Source organism: Brevibacillus brevis (assembly GCF_022026395.1).
Classification (GTDB): domain Bacteria; phylum Bacillota; class Bacilli; order Brevibacillales; family Brevibacillaceae; genus Brevibacillus.
Genome location: NZ_CP041767.1, coordinates 2,376,635 through 2,397,096, shown reverse-complemented (window position 1 = coordinate 2,397,096; position 20,462 = coordinate 2,376,635). Strand labels below are relative to the sequence as shown.

The window sequence follows — 20,462 nt, the reverse complement described above, 5'->3', positions numbered from 1 at the left end:
CCTCCCTCTTCGCCCGTTTCGTTCTTCCCCCACTGGTTTCATTTGCCTTTTCTTTCATTATAAACAAATCATGCTTGGGCTTGGAAGGAAATTTGTTTTTTTCTCTCCGTTAGTGTCGGAGACGTGCAATGTATGTCAACGAGTGTCAACTGATCTGCAGCAAAAGCCTCCCGCAATACTGGCTCAAGAGCTTGTACCTCTTTGACAACCTTGCCACTGATTCCGCAAGCACTCGCCAATTGCTGAAAATCTGGATTACGCAATTTCACTCCAAAAGGGATCAAACCCGCCTGACTCATTTTCACCTCTTCCAATCCTAATGTCCCATTGTTCACCACAAGAATCACAATCGGAAGTTGGAGCTGGGCCGCTGTCATAAGTTCCTCCAGATTCATTTGTAATCCCCCATCCCCAGCGACGCAGACGACCTGCTTCTCAGGATAGGTGAGCTTTGCAGCCACAGCCGCAGGCAACCCGAATCCCATTGTTCGCCACTTTCCCGAAAAGAGTGGGGTCTGTTTTTTCCCACGGAACGCACGGTTAAACCAGATTGTGTGCTCCCCCGTATCCAGGACGATAATCGCATCTTCATTGACCATGCCCCCAAGTGTATGCATCAAGGTTTGTGGCTTTACTCGTTCACTCACTTGTTGAATGACTGCTTGCTCTGTCTCCTCGCCAAACTCTCCATGCCAACGCTTGATCTGTTCCTGCCACGCATCGTCTTTTCTGTGCGATTGCAAACGCCTCATCCAGATCGGCAGGACATCATCCAATTCAGCTGTGACAGACTGGAGGTAGGGATGAGCATGTATGGATCCAGGCTGATGATCTACTTGAATGACGGACAGTTTCTTTGGCAAAAAAGTACGAGGGAACCAGCTCGCTCCCAGAATCAGCAACAAATCTGCTTCCGCTAACGCATGTAAAGCGGTTTCGCTGCCCCCCTCTCCCCAACCGCCAATCACAAGTGGATGAGATTCATCAACCGTCCCTTTTGCTCCGAGCGACAGCAACACCCCTGCCCCTAGCTGTTCCGCTAGCCTCACACACGAATCGGCCGACTTGCGGGCACCGATTCCAAGGAGAACGAGAGGCTTTTTCGCCTTCGCAACCTGCTCGGAAGCAAGCTCAATCTCCATCCGATCAGGATAAATGGCATGTGGAATACGTGGAAGTGCTGCAAGGACAGCTTCTGAAGTCGTTTGGGTGAAGACATCCTTGCAAATGGCGAGATGTGTCACTCCTTTTTGTTGCATAGCCGTGACAAATGCTTTGTGCAGAACACTTTGGATTGCGTCTGGATGCGTAATCGTTGTCGAATAAAAACTGATGGGGCGTATCATATCTTCTTGTGAGATAAACTGCTTGTACGCACCACCCAGCTTGTATGTCTCCACTTGACCTGTAATTGCAATGACAGGTACACGATCCGTATGGGCATCTGCAAGTCCATTCAGCAGATTGACGAAACCCGGCCCCATCGTCGCGGTACAAACAGCCGGAAACCCCGTCAGTTTTGCTTCCGCACTTGCCATCATGGCCGCAGCAGATTCATGCTTGCAAGCAATGTATTGAATGTCGGATTGCTTCGCGATCTGATCCAGCCAGGCAAAGATTCCGTCACCTGCCACCCCGTAGATTCGTTTTACTCCCCATCTAATCAATTGCTCCGTCAAATATTGCGCGACCTGCATCAAAATCTTCCCCTTTCAGGACAAAGTGCAAATACATGTACTCGTAGTCTACGCATTCTCCAATATTTTACTAAGACCAAAATGACGGAAGTTGGAGAACCTAACAATAATCAACTGATATACAAATCCATACCCGAAGGAGGGTAAGAAATGAAACAGCCTGTCAAATGGCTGCTAGCTGTAGTAGTATTCGCACTTCTGATTACGTCTGCGGTTATGGTATCTCCCTTGCGCTCGGATGCATTCAGTAAGCAGATCGTCAAAGTAGGGGCAGAAGGCTCAGACGTGCGCGAAATGCAGTATCGCTTGAAGCACCTTGGCTTCTATACCGGAAAAGTAGACGGGGTATTCGGATGGCGTTCTTATTGGGCGCTGCGTAACTTTCAGTATGAGTTTGGCTTAACCGTAGACGGTGTCCTTGGGGCGCAGACGAAAGTAAAGCTGTACAATGCAACGAAAAATTATAAGCCTACTGCTTCTGATCTCGGGGTGCCACAAACCGCAACCCCTGCACCAACGAAGCCTTCTACGCCTTCTAAACCTACGTATCACGCAGCTGGAATATCGGAGAACGACCTGCGTCTGATGGCGAATGCCGTTTACGGAGAATCGCGTGGAGAGCCCTACATTGGCCAAGTGGCAGTGGCGGCTGTTATTCTAAACCGTACGAAAAACGCGTCCTTTCCCAATACACCAGCGGGCGTTATTTTCGAACCTCGGGCCTTTACGGCCGTGGCGGATGGTCAGATTTGGCTAACACCGAACGAGCAGGCAAAAAAAGCAGTGAATGACGCGCTCAAAGGTTGGGACCCAACTGATGGGGCCATTTATTATTTCAACCCGGATACTGCTACATCCGGTTGGATTTGGAGCCGCCCTCAAATCAAAAAGATCGGCAGACACATTTTTTGTCGTTAGCATTCTATTAAAAACAGGCACGACAGTCGTAACTGCGTGCCTGTTTTCCTTTTCGCGTTTCATTTGGAACGCTGTGATTGGAAATGCTGGGCCATTTTGATGAATCGTTCTTCCGGTTCAGTGGTCCCGCAAACACCACATTGTATCATGTAGTTCTCACCTTTGTACGGCTGGTGAAACATATCGAGCTGGTCTTGATGGAGTTCTGCTACGACTTCGCCTGACTGTGGATCCAGTCTTATATAGCGAGGGGTCTGCTCAATGACAGTGAATCTCATCCGATTCGATTTACATGTCGGGCACAATAAAGGCTGGGTCATAAAAAACACCTCCCTTTTCTAGTTCATGGTTAGTTTTGTCCAGAACAGGAACTCTATACCTATGAGGTTTAGAGATGCGTAAAAACTGCTGAGGTGATCAAATGAACTTGAAACTCTTTTTCTCATTAGTAGGCGGGAGCATGCTATTAGCCCTTTACGCCCACTATTTTTCTGGAAATGAAATGCTCCAATTCGCCACGTCTTCCCTTGCCATCATTTTTTTGGCGGCTTGGCTCGGAAAATCGACAGAGAGCGTCGCCCATTATGCTGGGGACCGAATCGGGGGCTTTCTTAACGCTACCTTCGGAAATGCCGCTGAACTTATTATTGCTTTTTTTCTGGTGAAAGAAGGCTTGTTCGATATGGTCAAAGCCTCTATTACCGGTGCGATCATCGGAAATATGCTGTTGGTTCTCGGCTTGAGCACGCTACTGGGCGGTCTTAAGTACAAGGAACAAACCTTCAATAGCAGGCTGGCCAGTCACAATGCTTCCCTGATGACACTCGCAATCGTCGCTTTGTTCATACCGGCAGTCTTCATGTTTGATCTGCCTATGATCAAGGTAGAGATCATCAGCATCGTCATCGCCAGCCTGCTCATCATTGCCTACATTTTATGGCTCATCTTTTCAATGATTACCCACAGTGATTTTTTATCGGATATCGAGCCGCAAGAAAGTGATGCGGTATGGTCAAAAGGCGTCTCTCTCTTGATGCTTGCTGTCTCCACCTTTTTCGTGGCCGTTGTCTCGGAATGGCTGGTAGAGGGAGTTCAGCATGTCTCCGAATCGTTAGGGTGGTCAGAGTTATTCGTCGGTGCTTTTGTCATTGCGATCATCGGGAATGCGGCAGAGCACAGCGCTGCCATGCTTTTGGCACTAAAAGGACGCATCGGTGCAGCAGTCGAAATCGCGATCGGCTCCAGCTTGCAGATTGCCTTGTTTGTGGCCCCTACTCTCGTCATTCTCAGTCTCTTGCTAGGCAATCCGATGGACATCGTGTTCACTAGCTTTGAATTAGCTGCGATCGGAGTTGCTACCTTTATTACGATTTCCATCACACGGGATGGCGCTACGAACTGGTTTGAAGGCGTACTCCTTTTGACGGTGTATATTATTTTGGGTACGGTTTTTTTCTTCGCGTAGGGCGCAGGAACAAAAAAGGCTCCGCCATCCTAAAGTGGCGAAGCCTTTCGTTGTTTTACCAGATTCCCAGCATTTGCAGGAAAACGGCGAGAATCGCGATAGGTGCTGCATATTTAATCAGGAGAAGCCAAACAATAAACAGGCGTTTGCCCAGAGAAGTATGCGCCCCCAGCTCGTTGATCAAGGTCTCCCGCTTCATTTTCAAAGGAACGAAGATCGCAATAAGCAGCGCTCCCAGCGGCATCAAGATATTGCTGACCAAAAAGTCCATCGCATCAAAGATAGATTTACCGAACAGCGTAACCTCGCTCCATACGCCGAATGACAACGCCGACGGTACACCGACGATAAAGATCAACAGACCAACCACCCAAGCAAGGCGCTTGCGCTTTGCTTCGTCCCCTTTTGCAAGAGATGCGACGATAATTTCCAACATCGAAAAAGCCGAAGTCAACGTAGCGAAAAGGAAAAGAGCCAAAAAGATTAACAGAAAAATACTACCGAAGGCAATTTGTTCAAACACAGAAGGCAGTACGATAAACAGTAATCCCGGCCCTGCTGTTGGCTCTACTCCAAGGGAGAAGACAGCAGGGAAAATCGCCAAACCGGCAAACAGCGATACGAGCAGATTCAAACTGACAATCGATCCAGCAGAACGAACCAGACTTTCGTTTTTGGCAAGGTACGAGCTGTACGTGACCATGACAGACACCCCGACGCTCAGCGCGAAAAAGGATTGGCCCAATGCGTACAGGATCGATTGTGCACTCAGCTTGGAAAAATCAGGACTCAGAAAGAAGGAAACGCCCTCCATCGCTCCATCCAACGTCAAGGAACGAACCATCAATACCATGAATAAAAGGAACAAACCAGGCATCATGTACTTGTTAGCGGACTCAATTCCACTCTGTACGCCTCTCGCGACTACCCATGCAGTGATGAGCATGAAAACCAACTGCGCAACGACTGCACTAACAGGATCACCGATAACGTCACCAAACACTTTGTCATAAGCTGGCCCTTGCAATTGACCAGTAAACCCGCGAAGAAGATAACTAAGAATCCAGCCCCCCACTACACTGTAAAAGGACAAGAGCAAGAAGCAAGTGATCACCCCAAGGCGACCGATCCAATGCCAGAGTGACCCTGGCGCAATTGTTTTGTACGCACTGATCGCCTCTTTTTGCGTACTGCGTCCGATTGTGAATTCTCCTAGCAACAGCGGAAGACCAATTGCTAGTGTAAAGATGATGAAAAGGAGAAAAAACGCTCCACCACCGCTCGTTCCGACCATATAAGGAAATTTCCAAATGGCCCCCAATCCAATCGCCGAGCCTGCTGCTGCCAAGATGAAGCCGAGCCTGCTCGTCCATTGTTCGGCTTGTTTCATAGTCTTCACCCTCCAAAGATATTCTTTTTATGCTCAAAAATGGATACAAAAAAACCCGCCCCAAAAAGGGACGAGTTTTCATTTCTCGCGGTACCACCCTACTTAGACATCCCCCTAAAGGCGATGCCTCGCTTCGTCATTGATAACGGGTGTGACCCGGACTCTCCTACTGGCGGCGCCTGCGTTCAGAGGTCAGCTCAAGAGTGAATTCAACGGGGCTTCCATCAGGCTGCTCTCAGTCTATGGCAGCCTTTCCTGTCATGTAGCAGGTCCGTTTACTAGTCTCTTTCCTTGCTTGTTTCTATGATTCGATTGTTGGGCATTCACGAAAATTAAAAAAACCCGTCCAAAAAAGGGACGAGTTATTCGCGGTACCACCCTGATTAAGTGCACGGGATACAGAACCCCTACACACTTCTCTCCATCATTGATAACGGGAATGACCCGATTCCTCCTACTAGGCGAAAAGCCATTAAGAGGGCTGCTCAGGAGGGAATTCTACGGGGCGCGCTTCAAAGCTGCTTACAGTCTAAGGCAGCTTCTCCCTGACAAGCGGTGATTCCGCATACTAGTCTCCATCATCGCATTTCAAAATTAATAAAAAATTATAGAATTTAATTTAATATAAATATACGAAATAGGCAAGTGTTTTTTCTTTTAACAAAATGAAAAGCGAGGATAATCGCCGCTCTCCTCGCCTTACTTTTGATTAAACAGTTCATGAAGATGGGCCAATTTACGTTCCAATGAACCCATAATTTCTCGACCAATGTCTTCACTAATCAGTCCTAAGCGGACCGCGTACTCTACTTCACGAGAAAGCCCGAACATTTGGGTATCCAGCACTTCTTCATACAGTGGGCACTGCGGCATGGTCAGGTTTTCCATCTGTACGTCGATCAGCTTGTAAATTTTGTCGGCGTCTGCTTGAAGCAACGCTAGCGCTTTTTGTTCCAGATCGGGAACCTTAATTTCTGTCAAAACCTATCCCTCCGTTTGCCTCCATCCTTATCATACATAGTACGCGATTCTGGGCCATTTGAAAAGGGGAGAAGACAGATCAACTGCAAGAAGCTAAAAGATACCAAGCTTCCACTCTTTTGAGAGTAGCTCCAACAGCTTGACACCGGCTACCGAATTTCCTTTTTCATCCAAGGACGGACCGAACACACCAATCCCCATACGCTGTGGCACGGTTGCCATAATACCGCCGGCAACCCCGCTTTTCGCAGGGATTCCTACGTCAATCGCAAACTCACCAGAGGCATTGTACATCCCACAAGTCACCATGAAAGTCTTGCAGATTCTTGCTACCTCTTCTGGAATCACTCGCTCACCCGTATTCACGAGAATTCCGTCCGCTGCAAGGACCATCCCTAGTGTAGCTACTTCCTTCGCTGTCACTTCTATCGAGCAATGGCGAAAATACAGATCAAGCGTCTCTTCTACATCTGTTTCGAGAATGCCGCTGTCCTTTAGAAACCAAGCGAGGGCACGATTGCGATCAGCCGTTTTCTTTTCAGAACAATAAACAGCTTGATTGATCGTAAGATGAGGGTTTCCCGTCATTTTCCGCATCAAAGCCAGCACAGCATCTAGCCGCTCGTCCACATTAGCGCCACGAATCATGCCAGCAACCGCAATGGCTCCTGCATTGATCATCGGGTTCAGTGGTTTATGGGATTCGGTCGTCTCCAGTTTAATAATCGAATTAAACGGGTCGCCAGTTGGCTCTTTCCCCACATGCCGAAACACGTATTCCTTCCCGTTCTGGCATAAGGCGACGATCAGCGAGAAAATCTTGGAGATGCTTTGCATCGAGAATGGCGCATCTGCATCACCAGCAGAAAGGATCGTCCCATCGGGCAAGCATACAGCCACCCCCAATTGATGTGGTTCGACTTTTGCCAATTCAGGGATGTAGGACGCTACACTCCCATTGTGTGTATACTCAAGTGATTGGTTGCGTACTTGTAACAATTGTTCAGACGCTTGCTTCAAATCCATCGAAAATCCCCTCTGTCTATTACGTCGATGTATACAGATTCGATTGTAGATTTCTATAGGGGACATGTCAAATTATCCCTACTTCTGAACAGCGTGCTCCAATCGTTCCATCGCTTCGACTAGAATCGATCTCGGGCAGGCAAAATTAATTCGCATAAACCCTGCACCATCTGGCCCAAACGTCGTCCCATCGTGCAAACCGAGCTTTGCCTCCTCGCGAATGAGCTTGTTCAACTCCGCCTGACTACAACCTAACTGTCTAAAATCCATCCACCCCAAGTATGTCGCTTCTGGAATTGCCATAGATACCCCCGGAACACGAGTCGATAAAAACTCATGTACATAGGCCGCATTCTTACGTAAATAGATTAGCAGTTCTTCCAGCCATGTTTCTCCATGTTGGTAGGCAGCGATCGTTGCTTCCATCCCAAACAGATTCAGGTTCTCGTAGCCCATTTTGGATGCTGTGACCTGGAAGTCCCGCAATAACTGCTGATTTTCTGCCATCAAATAAGAAGTATACAGGCCAGCCAAATTAAACGTTTTGGCGGCTGATAGAAAGGTAACGCTCTGGTTAGCCAGCTCCGGTGCCAGCGAATAGTAAGGCGTATGAACATTTGGCTCATAGACCAAATCCGAATGAATCTCGTCGGCAACCACAATCACGCCATTTTCTACACACAATCTCCCCAAGCGCTCCAGCTCTTCTCTGGTCCATACCCTGCCGATCGGATTATGCGGTGTGCAGAGCAGCATGAGCTTCACCCGCGTGTCGCTCAGCTTTTGTTCGAGATCATCCCAATTCATTTCATAACGCCCGTCACGCTCTATGAGTGGGCTGGCAACGACATGACGTCCACGATTTTCGACTGCATGATAAAAAGGATGATACACGGGCGTCTGGATCAAGACACCGTCTCCTGGGGCTGTAAAAGCCTCTATAGCGACGTGAATGCCGGGAACGACCCCAGGTATCCCTGTCATCCAGCTCACGTCTACCTCTACACCAAATCGCTTGTGTATCCACTCTTTCAAGCTCTGATAAAGGGCATTTGACTTCAACGTATATCCGTATATCGGGTGATTTGCTCGTTTGATCAATGCCTCTGTGATTTCAGGAGCGCAAGCAAAATCCATGTCTGCCACCCACAGCGGAAGCATCCCTTCTCCGTTGACTCTCGGATTTTGAATCTCCCATTTGACACTATCTGTCCCTTTACGTTCGATGCGCTGATCAAAATCGTACACGCTCGTTCCCTCCCCGTAGTCCCTTCACTTACATACACACAGCATAAACCGTCTTTTTCCAATTGTCCAAGCTTCTGGTGTACGAAAAAAAGAGCCGCCCTGATGAGCGACTCTCTTCTTACTAAATAATAGACTAGCGAGCGTATACGCCAGGGCCAAATGGCAGATCCAGGAAGTACCATACTGTCAACTGCAAGATCCATACAACCAAGAAAACGATTGCAAATGGAGTCATGGTAGAGAAAATCGTTCCCATCCCGGCATTCTTATTATACTTCTGATAGAAAGCCAGGAAGAGCGGGATGTACGGATTCACAGGTGAAATCGTATTGGTTGCGGAGTCCGCAATCCGATAAGCGACTTGGATAAATGCCGGATTGTAATCCAACAGCATCAGCATTGGCATAAATACAGGTGCGAGGATCGCCCACAAAGCTGAACCACTCGTGATAAACAAGCTACAAACACCTGTGAATAGGGTGAAGGCAATAATGATCGGCAAGCCTGTCAGGCCCATGCTTGTCATGAATTCTGCACCATTGACAGCCATCAAAATACCAATGTTGCTCCAGTTAAAGAACGCGATGAACTGCGCTGCTGTAAACGCTAACACAATAAAGCCTGACATATCCTTGATGGCTTCGGACATGTAATGCGGAATGTCCTTCGATGTTTTAATCAGTCCCATTGCTCTGCCGTACACAAACGACACAGTCACGAAGAACAACAAGATGATGGGAATGATCCCTTTCAAAAACGGTGAGGTCAAGAAGTCACCTGTCTTTGGATCACGCAGCAGTGAACCCTCCGGAACGACCAGCAACCCTACAATGACTACGAAAATCAATGCTGCGATACCAGCTTTGCGCAGTGCTTTGTTTTCTTGCGGAGTTACTTCCTCGAATTGTACGTTTCGATCCCCGTGATACGTGCCAAGACGTGGTTCGATGATTTTATCGGTAATCCACCCTCCAAAGAAAGCGAGGATGACAACGGAAGCTGACATGAAGAACCAGTTATCTACAGGTGTAACCATTGCATTTGGATCAATTGTTTTCGCTACTTCGGTACTGATCCCTGCCAAGAGAGCATCTGTGCCGGCAATGAAAAAGTTCGCTGTAAAACCGGAGGATACACCAGCCATACCAGCTGCAAAGCCTGCAATCGGGTGACGCCCCATTGCCAAGAACACGAGACCGCCAAGCGGAGGAATAATAACCATGGCTGCATCAGAAGCAAGATTTCCTAAAATACCGACAAGGACAATGGCATAACTGACAACGGCTGCCGGAATGCCTGCCATCATTTTGCGTAGAACTGTCGTCAAAAGACCGATTTTTTCTGCCAGTCCAATTCCAAGCGTCATCGCCAGAACGAGGCCAAGTGCTGGAAATTCAATAAAGTTTTTCAGCATGCTCGTTAACATCCAATGAATACCTTCGACGCTAAGCAAACTCTTTACAGCAACCTCTTCGCCTTTTGCAGGATGTATAACCGAAAAATCCATGGCTGCGAGGATTGCAGAGACGACCATTAACACGCCACACAAAATAATGAACAGTACAAATGGGTGCGGGAGTTTATTCCCTACGGTTTCAATCCATTTTAAAATACCTTTTTGCTTCATCAGATCTGCTTGCACATTCGTGCCTTTCGCCATAGTTTCGCCCCCTAAGTCGTTTGAATTCCCTGAATGTTTCTGCGGCTTTGCAACCATCCTCGGGATGAATGATGTAGGTTTCCTTCTCTAGCGCTCATCGCCGTTGATGGTTCAGCGGGAGAAAGACGAAGTGAGCTTCCCTTTTTTCGTGAAAGCCTTTTCAAAAATCGAAAGGCTTGTACACAATGCCTTTTATCTGGCCCCCCCACTTTTCAGTAGGAATTCAAATATCACAGGCAAAGTTCACTCTCACATAATAACTTTCTAATATGATTATATAATCTGTAAAATGTATGTCAATAATTTTTAGACTATTTTATGAAATTTTCGCTTTTCCGATAATTGCTGTCATTTGCTGGTCTATAGTAATATAGAGATTGATTATGAACGACCACGGAGGAATGACGCATGTCTGATGTTATCGTGTTCAAAGGGGCTATTGCTTTCCCTATTACATTGGATCCAACCGTCTGGGTTTTTGATGAACGCAAATTCGATCTGAAAACATACTCGGGCGAAGATGATAGCTCGCTGGCCACGCAAGCAAAATATTTGGCTGGCACAGGTACGCAGTGGGATAAGGAATTGCGCGAAGGAGCTACGCTTCCTTCCGAAAGAAAAAGTTTAGCCGAAGAACGCAAAGTGCTCGAAGGCGAGTACGGAATGCGCCTTGATCCCTTCATTACAAATGCTGAGCCCCTACCAGAGGTGACTCATGTCCGTCTTCACCGCGAGGATGAGGAAGCGATCGTTCTTCCACTTGCCGAGGCAAGAAGAGCCATCCTCCAATTCTCCAAAGGCGGCAGGCCTATTAAAGAGGATGGTCCTGTGTATTTTTATTTGCCTGAAATGTTGCTTGCCAATGAAGAACCAATTAAAGGAATTACCGCTTTTGAGTTTATTACGGAGCAAGCGTAAGATAACAAAAGCCATCCTCCCGAAAAAGAGGATGGCTTTTGCCATATGTGACGTATGTGTGATGATTTTGCTCTTAGGCGCTGAACTGCGTGATACGGATATTCCGATGCTGTAGTTCTTCGCGAAGCAATTCGATAAAAGCTGCATCTAGTTGAAGGTCGACAGCTCGATGATATACTTCTATCAACATTTGGTCACTTAAGTATTTCACCTTTGCTCACCTCCATCCTTAATATGAGCCCATTGTACCAGAAGCATTTGTATCGAACAATCGTTCGGATATCCACAAGCAATGTGGACATCTTGTTGGTAACATGTGGGCAAATTGTGTGTAACTTATAAGCATCCAAGCATTTCCTTTGTGGATGTTTTTTTTCTTTTATCCACAGTCAGTCGAAATTTGTCGAACGAATGATGCGATTATTCTGTCATAATAACCCACAAAAAAGCCACCCTGTACAGGATGGCTTTCCTTGTTACTTTTATGCGTTTGCTGCTTCTGTCACGTGCAGAACTTGTTTGATGCGATCAATTGCCCAATCCAGGTCTTCTTTGCTGATAACAAGTGGCGGTGCAAAGCGAATGGTTGTCTCATGTGTTTCTTTGCACAGGAGTCCCAGTTCTTTTAGTTTTTCGCAATATGGACGAGCCGCTGTTGTCAGCTCCAAGCCAATGAACAGACCGCGTCCGCGAATTTCCTTGATAATCGGGTTGTTGATTTCTTTCAATTTCTCCATGAAGTATGCGCCCATTTCCAGGGAGCGCTGTACGAGACCTTCGTCAGCCAATACATCCATAGCTGCGATGGCAACCGCACATCCGAGTGGGTTTCCGCCAAAAGTAGAACCGTGGGAGCCTGGCTCAAATACGCTCAAGATCTCTTTATCTGCTGCTACTGCGGAGATCGGGAACACGCCACCCCCAAGAGCTTTCCCCATGATGTACATATCTGGTACTACATTTTCCCAATCGCTGGCAAACATTTTACCTGTGCGTCCGAAGCCCGTTTGGATCTCGTCGCTGACCAAGAGTACGTTGTTTGCTTTACATACCTCTTGTGCCTGCTTCAAGAAGCCCTCTTGCGGAATGATGATCCCTGCTTCTCCTTGAATTGGCTCCAGCATGAATGCTGCTGTATTCGGTGTAATCGCTTGCTTAAGCGCTTCAATATCGCCATAAGGAATGATTTTGAAACCAGGTGTAAATGGCCCGAAGCCACGTCTGTACTCTTCTGCAGAAGAGAAGGAAGTCACTGTGACAGTGCGACCATGGAAGTTGCCTTCACATACGATGATTTCTGCTTGGTTTTCTGGTACTTTTTTCACATCATAAGCCCAGCGACGAACTGCTTTGAGTGCCGTCTCTACTGCTTCAGCACCGGTGTTCATTGGCAAGATCATTTCTTTACCTGTCACCGCAGAGAGCTTTTCGTAGAATTCACCCAGTTGGTCATTGTAAAAAGCTCGGGAAGTGAGCGTTACTTTATCTGCTTGATCTTTCAGAGCTTGGATGATACGTGGATGACGATGTCCTTGGTTCAGCGCAGAATATGCACTCAGCATATCCAGATATTTATTGCCTTCCGGATCGTGTACCCATACGCCTTCTGCTTTGGAAATAACGATCGGTAGCGGATGATAGTTGTGCGCACCAAATTTTTCTGTTTGTTCAATAACCACGTTTGTTTTACTCATGTCGTTAGCCTCCTTCAAGATCACTTGCTAAAATTATCTAGCAAGAACGATGCCAAACAGCAAAACCCCAAAAAGTCGATCCAATTCGATGAGTTGAGCAAAAAAATTTTGCATCTCGCATTCGTAATCTTTTGCAGTGCATAATGTTTTTGCACTCATTCCCTTTATGCTATGATACCCTCATAAGGAAAGGCTGGTGACCACAGTGTCGTCTTCTACGCATAATTCTTCTGCTGACACTCTCTTGCGCATTTATGAACATACTTTGGACAGAATGAATGAAGGTGTACACGTCATCGATTCGGACGGGACAACGATTGTTTACAATGCCAAAATGACCGAGCTGGAATCGATGACCAGACAAGATGTTTTGCACAAACCTTTGGCAGAAGTTTTTCAGTTCCCGTCTGGTCAGGAAAGTACCTTGCTCACATGCTTGCGTACCGGAAATAGCATCCGCAATACACGCCAAACGTATTTCAATGACAAGCAAAAAGAAATTTCAACCATCAACAATACGTACCCCATCATTGTAAATGGCAAGATCATCGGGGCGATGGAAATCGCCAATGATGTTACCAAGATGGAACGATTGATCAGAGAAAACCTGCTGCAAAAAAACGGGTCACGCTACACATTCGAGCACATTATCGGGAGAAGCGGTCCAATTCTCGATGTCATCGAGAATGCCAAACGCGCAGCACGCACCTCCTCATCCGTATTGGTAGTCGGTGAGACTGGTGCCGGGAAAGAGCTGTTCGTGCAAAGCATCCATAATGCCAGCCTGCGTGCATCTGGTCCCCTTATCTCACAAAACTGCGCTGCACTTCCGGATAGCCTGATCGAAGGGTTATTGTTTGGAACTGCTCGCGGAGCATTTACCGGCGCAGTAGAGCGACCTGGCTTGTTTGAGCAAGCAGAAGGCGGAACACTTTTTCTCGACGAAATCAACTCGCTTAGTATGCCACTACAAGCAAAATTGTTGCGTGCTCTGCAAGAGAAGTCGATCAGACGTATTGGTGACACAAAGGATCGAACGATCGATGTACGAATTATTGCGGCTATCAATGAAGATCCTGTTGAAGCAATCGCCAATTCGCATTTGCGAAAAGACCTGTACTATCGGCTCGGAGTCGTCACGTTATTTCTCCCCCCGCTTCGGGAACGCAAGGAAGATATTCCGATGCTGGTCAGCCATTTTATCGAAAAATACAATGAGCTGTTCCAAATGGAGGTAAGAAGCATCAGTGACGAGGTTCTGCAATTTTTTATTCAGCATGACTGGCCTGGCAATGTGCGTGAACTTCAGCACTTGATTGAGGGGGCCATGAATCTGATGATTGACGAATCAACCATCCGTTATGAACACTTGCCCTTACACTTTTTGCGTCGTATGCCAGCCGCTTCTGTAACAATCGAGCAACCTTCCCCCCACACGTTGCCATTTGTGGACGAAGGAAAGCCGTTGAAGGAAACGATGCAAGAATTTGAAACAGCATATATTCACCATGTTGTGGAACGCTATAACGGAAATATTTCAAGAGCAGCCAAGGAATTACAAATCAGTCGTCAGAGCTTGCAATATCGTTTGCGTAAGCTGGGGATAAAGGGGTAAAGCATACCAATAAAAACGTTTTGGTTTGAGTCAACATAGTGGAGGAGAAGAAAAAGCACAGTTTTGTTGGTTCATCGTTCCCTAAAAAACTTGCATGATAATCTCATGAGATGCTATTCAGCCAATCCAATTATTCCCTTATCAATTTTAATAAACGCCAAGAGATTTGGCGTTTTTTTAATTATTTTGCATCAACTGCCGAATCATTTTGCACTTTTTGCCAGGATATACCTCAAAAATAATATTTTCATAAAGTATTTCATTTGGTATCATTCTTGCAGAGCATATATCGCTATCGCGCCTGAAAACGCATACATCCATTTAACATACTCGCGTGAAGGAGAGGGTTATATGTCCCAAAGCAACATGGAACAGCACAATCAATTGAAACGCACGATGAACAGCAGACACCTCTTTATGATTTCTCTTGGCGGCGTAATCGGAACCGGGTTATTCCTCGGATCAGGTTATACAATTAGTCAGGCAGGACCAGTTGGTGCCATTCTCTCCTATTTAGTCGGCGGCTTTATCATGTACCTGACTATGCTATGTCTGGGCGAGCTCACAGTTGCCATGCCAGTGGCCGGTTCGTTCCAAACATATATGACTCGCTTTGTTAGCCCAGCACTTGGGTTTGGTGTAGGCTGGTTGTATTGGCTTGGTTGGGCCGTGACCGTTGCTTTAGAGTTGTTGTCATCAGGATTGCTGATGCAACGTTGGTTCCCTGACTCACCTGTTTGGATGTGGTGTGCGATCTTCGGTGTAGTGCTCTTCTTATTAAATGCTTTATCTGCTCGAGCGTTCGGTGAGTCTGAGTTCTGGTTTTCCAGCATTAAAGTAAGCGCTATCATCTTGTTCATCATCTTGGGTGGAGCGGCGATGTTTGGCATTATCGACCTAAAAAACGGTCAGCCTGCGCCAATGCTCACCAACTTTACAGAAAGCCCGCTTCTCCCCTTTGGAATTACAGGCTTGCTGATGACGATGATCACCGTGAACTTCTCCTTTCAAGGTACCGAGTTAATCGGGATTGCGGCTGGAGAAAGTGAGAATCCAGAGAAGACGATTCCGAAGGCCATTCGTACGACGGTTTGGCGCACACTCGTATTCTTCATTCTGGCGATTGCCATTGTGGCAGGGATGATTCCACACCAACAGGCGGGTGTGATTGAAAGTCCATTTGTCGTCGTATTTGACAGCATTGGGATTCCTTATGCAGCTGACATTATGAACTTCGTTGTCCTGACAGCACTTCTGTCTGTGGCCAACTCTGGTTTGTACGCAGCAACTCGTATGCTTTACTCCCTGTCCAAAGAAGGAATGGCTTCGAAAAAGCTTGGGGCGGTAAATGGAAAAGGCATTCCGATGAACGCTTTGTTGATTACGTTTGCCATTGCTCTCTTGTCTCTTCTGTCCGGTATTTTTGCAGAAGATACGGTGTTCATGGTGCTCTTGTCCATCGCTGGTCTCGGCGCACAGGTGGGATGGATCTCCATCTCCGCTTCGCAGCTCGCTTTCCGTCGCCATTACCTGAAAAATGGAGGAAAGCTGGAGGACCTGAAGTTCCGTACACCTTTGTACCCTATACTGCCTTTGATCTCCTTGATCTTGAACTTGCTCGTTCTCGTGAGTCTGGCATTCGATCCAGAACAGCGCATCGCCTTGTACTGCGGAGTTCCGTTCATGATCATTGCGATATGCGTGTATCAATTCCATTTAAAAAAGAAACTCGAAGCGTAAATCAAAAAGAAAAGCTTGCAGCCCCCTACTTTCAAGAAGGGACTGCAAGCTTTTCATGTTTTATATGCGATGCGTTAGGCTTGGCATTGCTACAATGAGATTCGGACAATTTCCGTAACGACTACCATGGCAAAGACTGCAAATCCAAGGGAACTCGTTACCAGCAACATGCGCTTCAGCTTTTTCATATCTTCCATAAAATTCCCTCACTTTCTTGCGCCAATCATCTCTATCGATATATACGTATGAACAATGGAAAATGTTTCATTTCGCCCAAAAATATTTATGAGCGAGCTATTTTCTTCAAATCATTCCCGATTTGTCCGGTTTGTTGTTCCATACGATGCAGCATCCAGGCCACCCAAAAACCAATGACCAAACAAATGGTCCACGGCAGCCACGGCGTTTGCAAACGCAGCCCGACATCGTACACCCATCCTCCCGCTACCTGTCCAAATGAACCTCCGATGGCAATCGAATATCCGTTAAAGCCATAATAGGCGCCCACCAAATCTTTAGGAGCAAAACGGGGAACGACATCCACCAGATTCGGAACAGCAATCATGGTACCTAGTGCAAAAAGGAACACATCCAAGAGAATGAGCCACAATGAATCAGCAAACGTGAACAAAAATAGTCCCACGCTCATAAACAACGTCCCGATGCCAATCAAGGTAAGCCTTTGCGGATAACCCTCCAGCAATTGTGTCACTTTCATTTGAAATAAGATCACAAACAGCGAAAGCGCAGAAAGCACGATCCCTACATTCACCTTGCTATGTGTAACATTTTCAACAAATAGCGGAATCGTTAAAAACACCTGCATATTCAAGTAATAATACCCCATCAAAATAAAGGTATAACGTACAAACAGCTTGTCCTTCACTACCGTAGACATACTTTCCCATATACTATGCCGTGTATTCGTGGCGCGAATCGGTGGGAATAAAAAGAAGATCACGATAGCATTCACACCAAAAACCGCCCCTGCAAACAGCGAAATGTACGTAAAATCAATAGCCGAGAGTGCTGTCCCCACGATTTGAGAGCCGACAACTGCAATATTGCCAAGCACATTGCGAAGGGAGAATACTTCTTTTCGAATGGGATCAGGCGTAATAATGGCATAGGCAGCAGAACATGCAGGCTCAAACAACGCCCCACCCAAACCGGAAAGAATCGCGGCAACAAAAAAGTGCCACGTCTCGGTACAAAAAGCGAACATCGCAAAACCAACAGCACGCACGCCCAACCCGAGGAACATCGCAAAACCAACAGCACGCACGCCCAACCCGAGGAACATCGCCCCTTTGTATCCGAAGGCATCCGCGATCACACCGCCAAGAAAGGCAAGACCTTGCTGCGAGAACTGTCTCACACTCAGGACAATTCCTGCCATCGCCAGTGTCCAGCCGATGCTGCCTGTCAAATACAAAGTGAGATATGGGATTAATGCATAAAAACCCATATTCATCATAAAAGATGTGCTTAACAAGAGCTTCACTGAAAAGGGCGTTTCTCGCCACCATTCCCACTTCATTCCAATACCCCTCGCTCTCCCGATAGCCCATGAAATAAGGATATCCCCAGCTTAGCGAACAGGGTATAATTTGGGAAACGAACAATTTTGTATATGGTAATCAAATATTTAGATAAGAGGGATTCCAACTGTATGGACTTCGAACAATTACGCGCTTTCTACACATTGGCCCAAACGAAAAATTTCACCAAGGCTGCGGAAATGCTCCACTTAGTCCAGTCTACGGTGACAATGCGAATCAAGCAACTGGAAGAAAAAGTTGGCAAACCTCTTTTCATTCGTGATAAAAGAAGTGTTGAGATAACCCAAGCGGGCTTAACCCTTTTACCGTATGCAGAGAGAATTCTCAAACTGTCCCATGAAGCCCTAAATGAAGTCGCCTCACTCCAGCCTTATGAAGACTATTTATCGATTGGCAGCTTAAACGCGATCTGGACATCCACCCTCGAACCAATCTTGAAAGAGTACCACTACCGGTATCCACAAATTGCCATCAGCACAAAGACAGGCCACTCGTCCGATGTCATCCAGTATTTGCTGGATAACGTGATTCAAATCGGAATCGTATACGTTCCTCCATCCTTACCCAACTTTGACGTCATTCCAACGTGGGATGATGAAATTGTCCTGGTTTGCTGTCCAGAGAGCTCCATCGCCGCATCTACACACGTCGATTGGCGCGAACTGCGCAATCTGCCGCTGCTGTACATGAATTGGGGCCCTCCTTTTAACGAGTGGATAAGACAGACACTGCCGCGAAATTACGTACCCAAGCTAACAGTAGACAAAGCGGAGCTCGCCATCGATCTGATAAAAGAGGGTCTCGGCGTGAGCTTGTTGACGCGCTCTACCGTCAAAGCCGAGCTTGCGGCTGGTACCTTGAAGGAACTGATCATCACAGGCAATAAGCCTCCCAAACGCTCGGCGTACATCGTCTTGCCGAAGGACAAAAAAAATAAACCCAGCGTAGAAAAATGGCTGAGTTTAATGAGTGAATTAGGGTATTCCACCTAGATTATCTGGAATGCGGTATGGGGTCGACGACTGTGCTTCGTCTCCCCATCCATTCTTCATAGCCAAGACGAAGGAGAAAGTACCAGCACATCGACAGGAAAAAGCCGGTAAGCACATCACTCAAAAAATGAACGCCCAAGTACACACGGCTGAACGCGAGCAATACCACGAAAATAAAAATCGCAGGCTGCACAAGCGACGACCATCTTTTCTCCGCAAACCACTGGGCAATCCAAAACCCGACCATGCAATAAAAGGCTGGTCCGATCATTGCATGACCACTCGGAAACGAAAAGGACTCCGGCAGCTCAATCAGATTGACGCCACTCGGTCTAGGTCTGGCAAAAAACAGCTTTAAAAGCTCATTTGCGACTTCACTGACACCGAGGGAAATGAGAACAAACATTGCCTCCACACGATATTTCTTTATGTATAGGACAACGATCATAATCACTGCTACTGGTACAAGGAACATGCCTCCGCCCAGATTGGTTACCAATCGAAAAAAGGCAGTCCCAACATCCGAGCGAATCGACTCCGCAAATGCGATGGCAGCTTGATCCATACCTGCCACTCTCCCTGCTAGGTAGAGGGCAAACATGATCGTAGCAAGAACAGCAAACGCTAGTGCTCCGCCTACATATCCATTTTTTCTAGTTGTCTGAATCATTGTTGATCTCCTCTTTCTATCAAAAAGCGCAGGGACTCAGCAAATCGTTGATCGTCTTCTCGTGTACGAGCAGCAGGCCCCTTCGTACGACCTCCCCCGCGGCGATATCTCGCTTTTTCATTTCGTTCTTCCAAGTGAAACGCAATCCGTTCTGGGTCAAAAACCATCCCGTGTGGTGTCAGGGCATGGGCTTTCTTCCCGAGAATGAGAGCTGCCAGACCAATATCTTGTGTCACCACGACATCCCCCGGACTCGTTTCGTTCGCCAGCTTCATATCTACCGCTTGTGGCCCGGCATCTACCGTCACATGATTTGCGTTGCCGATTTGATGATTATAACTGGCAAAGGTCAAACAGATCCAGTCGAGCTCTTTGCACAATGCTTGGGCGGTTAAGAGTGCCTGGCGCGGACAAGCATCCGCATCGATAAGAACACGTCCTTTTGACATGGTTGCTCCTTTCGTGTGTATTTCTCTCCCCGTACCGATTCATTTTTGGTATGATGGAGGTGGAGAGGAGTGAGTTCACCTTTGCGCTATCAATTTATCCATGATGAACGGCTAGGTATACGACTTCCCGTGCTGCATCTGGAATGGGAAGATTATTCGACTGTAGAAAGAGCGGACATGTTGCTGGAATGGGAAGAAATCCGCGCAACCATTCCGGATCAAATACACCGGGTAGAGCAGGTTATCATTGAGAAAACCAAACAAATGTCCGAAGAGGAAAATTTCGTAAGATCTTGCGAATTGAACAGCGAGATCCACGAATTGGCCAGTGTTATTAACGATCTTAATATATGGTTCCGTGTCCAGCAAGACCATGACACCAAAATCCATCAATAATTCGTTTATTAAAAGCAACAGCTCCTTGGCTTCATTTTAGC

The 20,462-nt window shown here is 46.9% G+C and carries 19 protein-coding genes and 2 other annotated features; of the genes, 7 read left to right on the top strand and 12 right to left on the bottom strand.

Annotated elements, in window-relative coordinates:
• Nucleotides 1–68: 68 nt before the first annotated feature.
• Nucleotides 69–1,697, bottom strand: a complete 1,629-nt coding sequence (locus FO446_RS11805) for a thiamine pyrophosphate-binding protein (RefSeq protein WP_237900714.1) — start codon at nt 1,695–1,697, stop codon at nt 69–71.
• 150 nt (nt 1,698–1,847) lie between these two features.
• Between FO446_RS11805 and sleB the strand changes: the two genes are divergently transcribed.
• Nucleotides 1,848–2,615 carry a spore cortex-lytic enzyme gene (gene sleB, locus FO446_RS11800; RefSeq protein ID WP_173609665.1) on the top strand — a complete coding sequence of 256 codons (768 nt, stop codon included), beginning with the start codon at nt 1,848–1,850 and terminating at the stop codon, nt 2,613–2,615.
• A 59-nt stretch (nt 2,616–2,674) separates the two neighbouring features.
• On the opposite strand, the gene FO446_RS11795 is transcribed toward sleB, so the two are convergent.
• The gene (locus FO446_RS11795) at nt 2,675–2,935 is read right to left on the bottom strand and encodes a hypothetical protein (RefSeq protein ID WP_173609666.1); all 261 of its coding nucleotides are present in this window, start codon (nt 2,933–2,935) and stop codon (nt 2,675–2,677) included.
• A 101-nt stretch (nt 2,936–3,036) separates the two neighbouring features.
• Here FO446_RS11795 and cax point away from each other — a divergent pair, with 101 nt between their 5' ends.
• Nucleotides 3,037–4,080 carry a calcium/proton exchanger gene (gene cax / locus FO446_RS11790; protein WP_173609667.1) on the top strand — a complete coding sequence of 348 codons (1,044 nt, stop codon included), beginning with the start codon at nt 3,037–3,039 and terminating at the stop codon, nt 4,078–4,080.
• A gap of 55 nt (nt 4,081–4,135) precedes the next feature.
• Here the strand turns inward: cax and FO446_RS11785 are convergent, their stop codons facing one another.
• From FO446_RS11785 to FO446_RS11765, 5 genes are all read right to left on the bottom strand, one after another.
• A complete protein-coding gene (locus tag FO446_RS11785; RefSeq protein ID WP_237900712.1) occupies nt 4,136–5,470 on the bottom strand; it encodes a sodium-dependent transporter in 1,335 nt (444 codons plus the stop codon).
• 63 nt (nt 5,471–5,533) lie between these two features.
• Nucleotides 5,534–5,771 (bottom strand) — a binding site (T-box leader).
• A 49-nt stretch (nt 5,772–5,820) separates the two neighbouring features.
• Nucleotides 5,821–6,061, bottom strand: a binding site (T-box leader).
• A 108-nt stretch (nt 6,062–6,169) separates the two neighbouring features.
• Complete coding sequence (locus tag FO446_RS11780; RefSeq protein WP_007725848.1) at nt 6,170–6,451, bottom strand: Fpa/YlaN family protein; 282 nt, start codon at nt 6,449–6,451, stop codon at nt 6,170–6,172.
• A gap of 93 nt (nt 6,452–6,544) precedes the next feature.
• Nucleotides 6,545–7,477, bottom strand: coding sequence for a glutaminase A (gene glsA / locus FO446_RS11775; protein WP_221867177.1), 933 nt, complete (start codon nt 7,475–7,477; stop codon nt 6,545–6,547).
• A gap of 78 nt (nt 7,478–7,555) precedes the next feature.
• Nucleotides 7,556–8,725: a MalY/PatB family protein gene (locus FO446_RS11770; RefSeq protein WP_221867178.1), complete on the bottom strand. Its 1,170-nt coding sequence runs from the start codon at nt 8,723–8,725 to the stop codon at nt 7,556–7,558.
• Between the two features lie 133 nt (nt 8,726–8,858).
• On the bottom strand, nt 8,859–10,385 hold the full coding sequence (locus FO446_RS11765; protein ID WP_173609671.1) for an AbgT family transporter: 1,527 nt from the start codon (nt 10,383–10,385) through the stop codon (nt 8,859–8,861).
• Nucleotides 10,386–10,793: 408 nt separating this feature from the next.
• Here FO446_RS11765 and FO446_RS11760 point away from each other — a divergent pair, with 408 nt between their 5' ends.
• Nucleotides 10,794–11,303 carry a molybdopterin-binding protein gene (locus FO446_RS11760; protein ID WP_173609672.1) on the top strand — a complete coding sequence of 170 codons (510 nt, stop codon included), beginning with the start codon at nt 10,794–10,796 and terminating at the stop codon, nt 11,301–11,303.
• A 73-nt stretch (nt 11,304–11,376) separates the two neighbouring features.
• On the opposite strand, the gene FO446_RS11755 is transcribed toward FO446_RS11760, so the two are convergent.
• A complete protein-coding gene (locus FO446_RS11755) occupies nt 11,377–11,514 on the bottom strand; it encodes a sporulation histidine kinase inhibitor Sda (RefSeq protein ID WP_007725857.1) in 138 nt (45 codons plus the stop codon).
• 271 nt (nt 11,515–11,785) lie between these two features.
• Entirely contained in the window at nt 11,786–12,997 is a 1,212-nt protein-coding gene (locus tag FO446_RS11750; protein ID WP_173609673.1) for an ornithine--oxo-acid transaminase, read from the bottom strand.
• Nucleotides 12,998–13,193: 196 nt separating this feature from the next.
• Between FO446_RS11750 and FO446_RS11745 the strand changes: the two genes are divergently transcribed.
• Complete coding sequence (locus FO446_RS11745; RefSeq protein ID WP_173609674.1) at nt 13,194–14,612, top strand: sigma-54 interaction domain-containing protein; 1,419 nt, start codon at nt 13,194–13,196, stop codon at nt 14,610–14,612.
• A 351-nt stretch (nt 14,613–14,963) separates the two neighbouring features.
• Nucleotides 14,964–16,352: an amino acid permease gene (locus tag FO446_RS11740; RefSeq protein ID WP_173609675.1), complete on the top strand. Its 1,389-nt coding sequence runs from the start codon at nt 14,964–14,966 to the stop codon at nt 16,350–16,352.
• 283 nt (nt 16,353–16,635) lie between these two features.
• Here FO446_RS11740 and FO446_RS11735 read toward each other — a convergent pair whose 3' ends face one another.
• Nucleotides 16,636–17,892 (bottom strand): MDR family MFS transporter, encoded by a 1,257-nt coding sequence (locus FO446_RS11735; protein WP_237900710.1) that lies wholly within the window; start codon nt 17,890–17,892, stop codon nt 16,636–16,638.
• Between the two features lie 132 nt (nt 17,893–18,024).
• On the opposite strand from FO446_RS11735, the gene FO446_RS11730 reads away from it, so the two are divergent.
• A complete protein-coding gene (locus FO446_RS11730; protein WP_221867180.1) occupies nt 18,025–18,906 on the top strand; it encodes a LysR family transcriptional regulator in 882 nt (293 codons plus the stop codon).
• A gap of 1 nt (nt 18,907) precedes the next feature.
• Here FO446_RS11730 and FO446_RS11725 read toward each other — a convergent pair whose 3' ends face one another.
• Nucleotides 18,908–19,576, bottom strand: coding sequence for a phosphatase PAP2 family protein (locus tag FO446_RS11725; RefSeq protein WP_221867181.1), 669 nt, complete (start codon nt 19,574–19,576; stop codon nt 18,908–18,910).
• Nucleotides 19,573–20,025 (bottom strand): YaiI/YqxD family protein, encoded by a 453-nt coding sequence (locus tag FO446_RS11720; protein ID WP_173609679.1) that lies wholly within the window; start codon nt 20,023–20,025, stop codon nt 19,573–19,575. Before FO446_RS11720 ends, FO446_RS11725 begins: the two co-directional genes overlap by 4 nt.
• 69 nt (nt 20,026–20,094) lie before the next feature.
• Between FO446_RS11720 and FO446_RS11715 the strand changes: the two genes are divergently transcribed.
• Nucleotides 20,095–20,421: a hypothetical protein gene (locus FO446_RS11715; RefSeq protein WP_173609680.1), complete on the top strand. Its 327-nt coding sequence runs from the start codon at nt 20,095–20,097 to the stop codon at nt 20,419–20,421.
• Nucleotides 20,422–20,462: the final 41 nt, after the last annotated feature.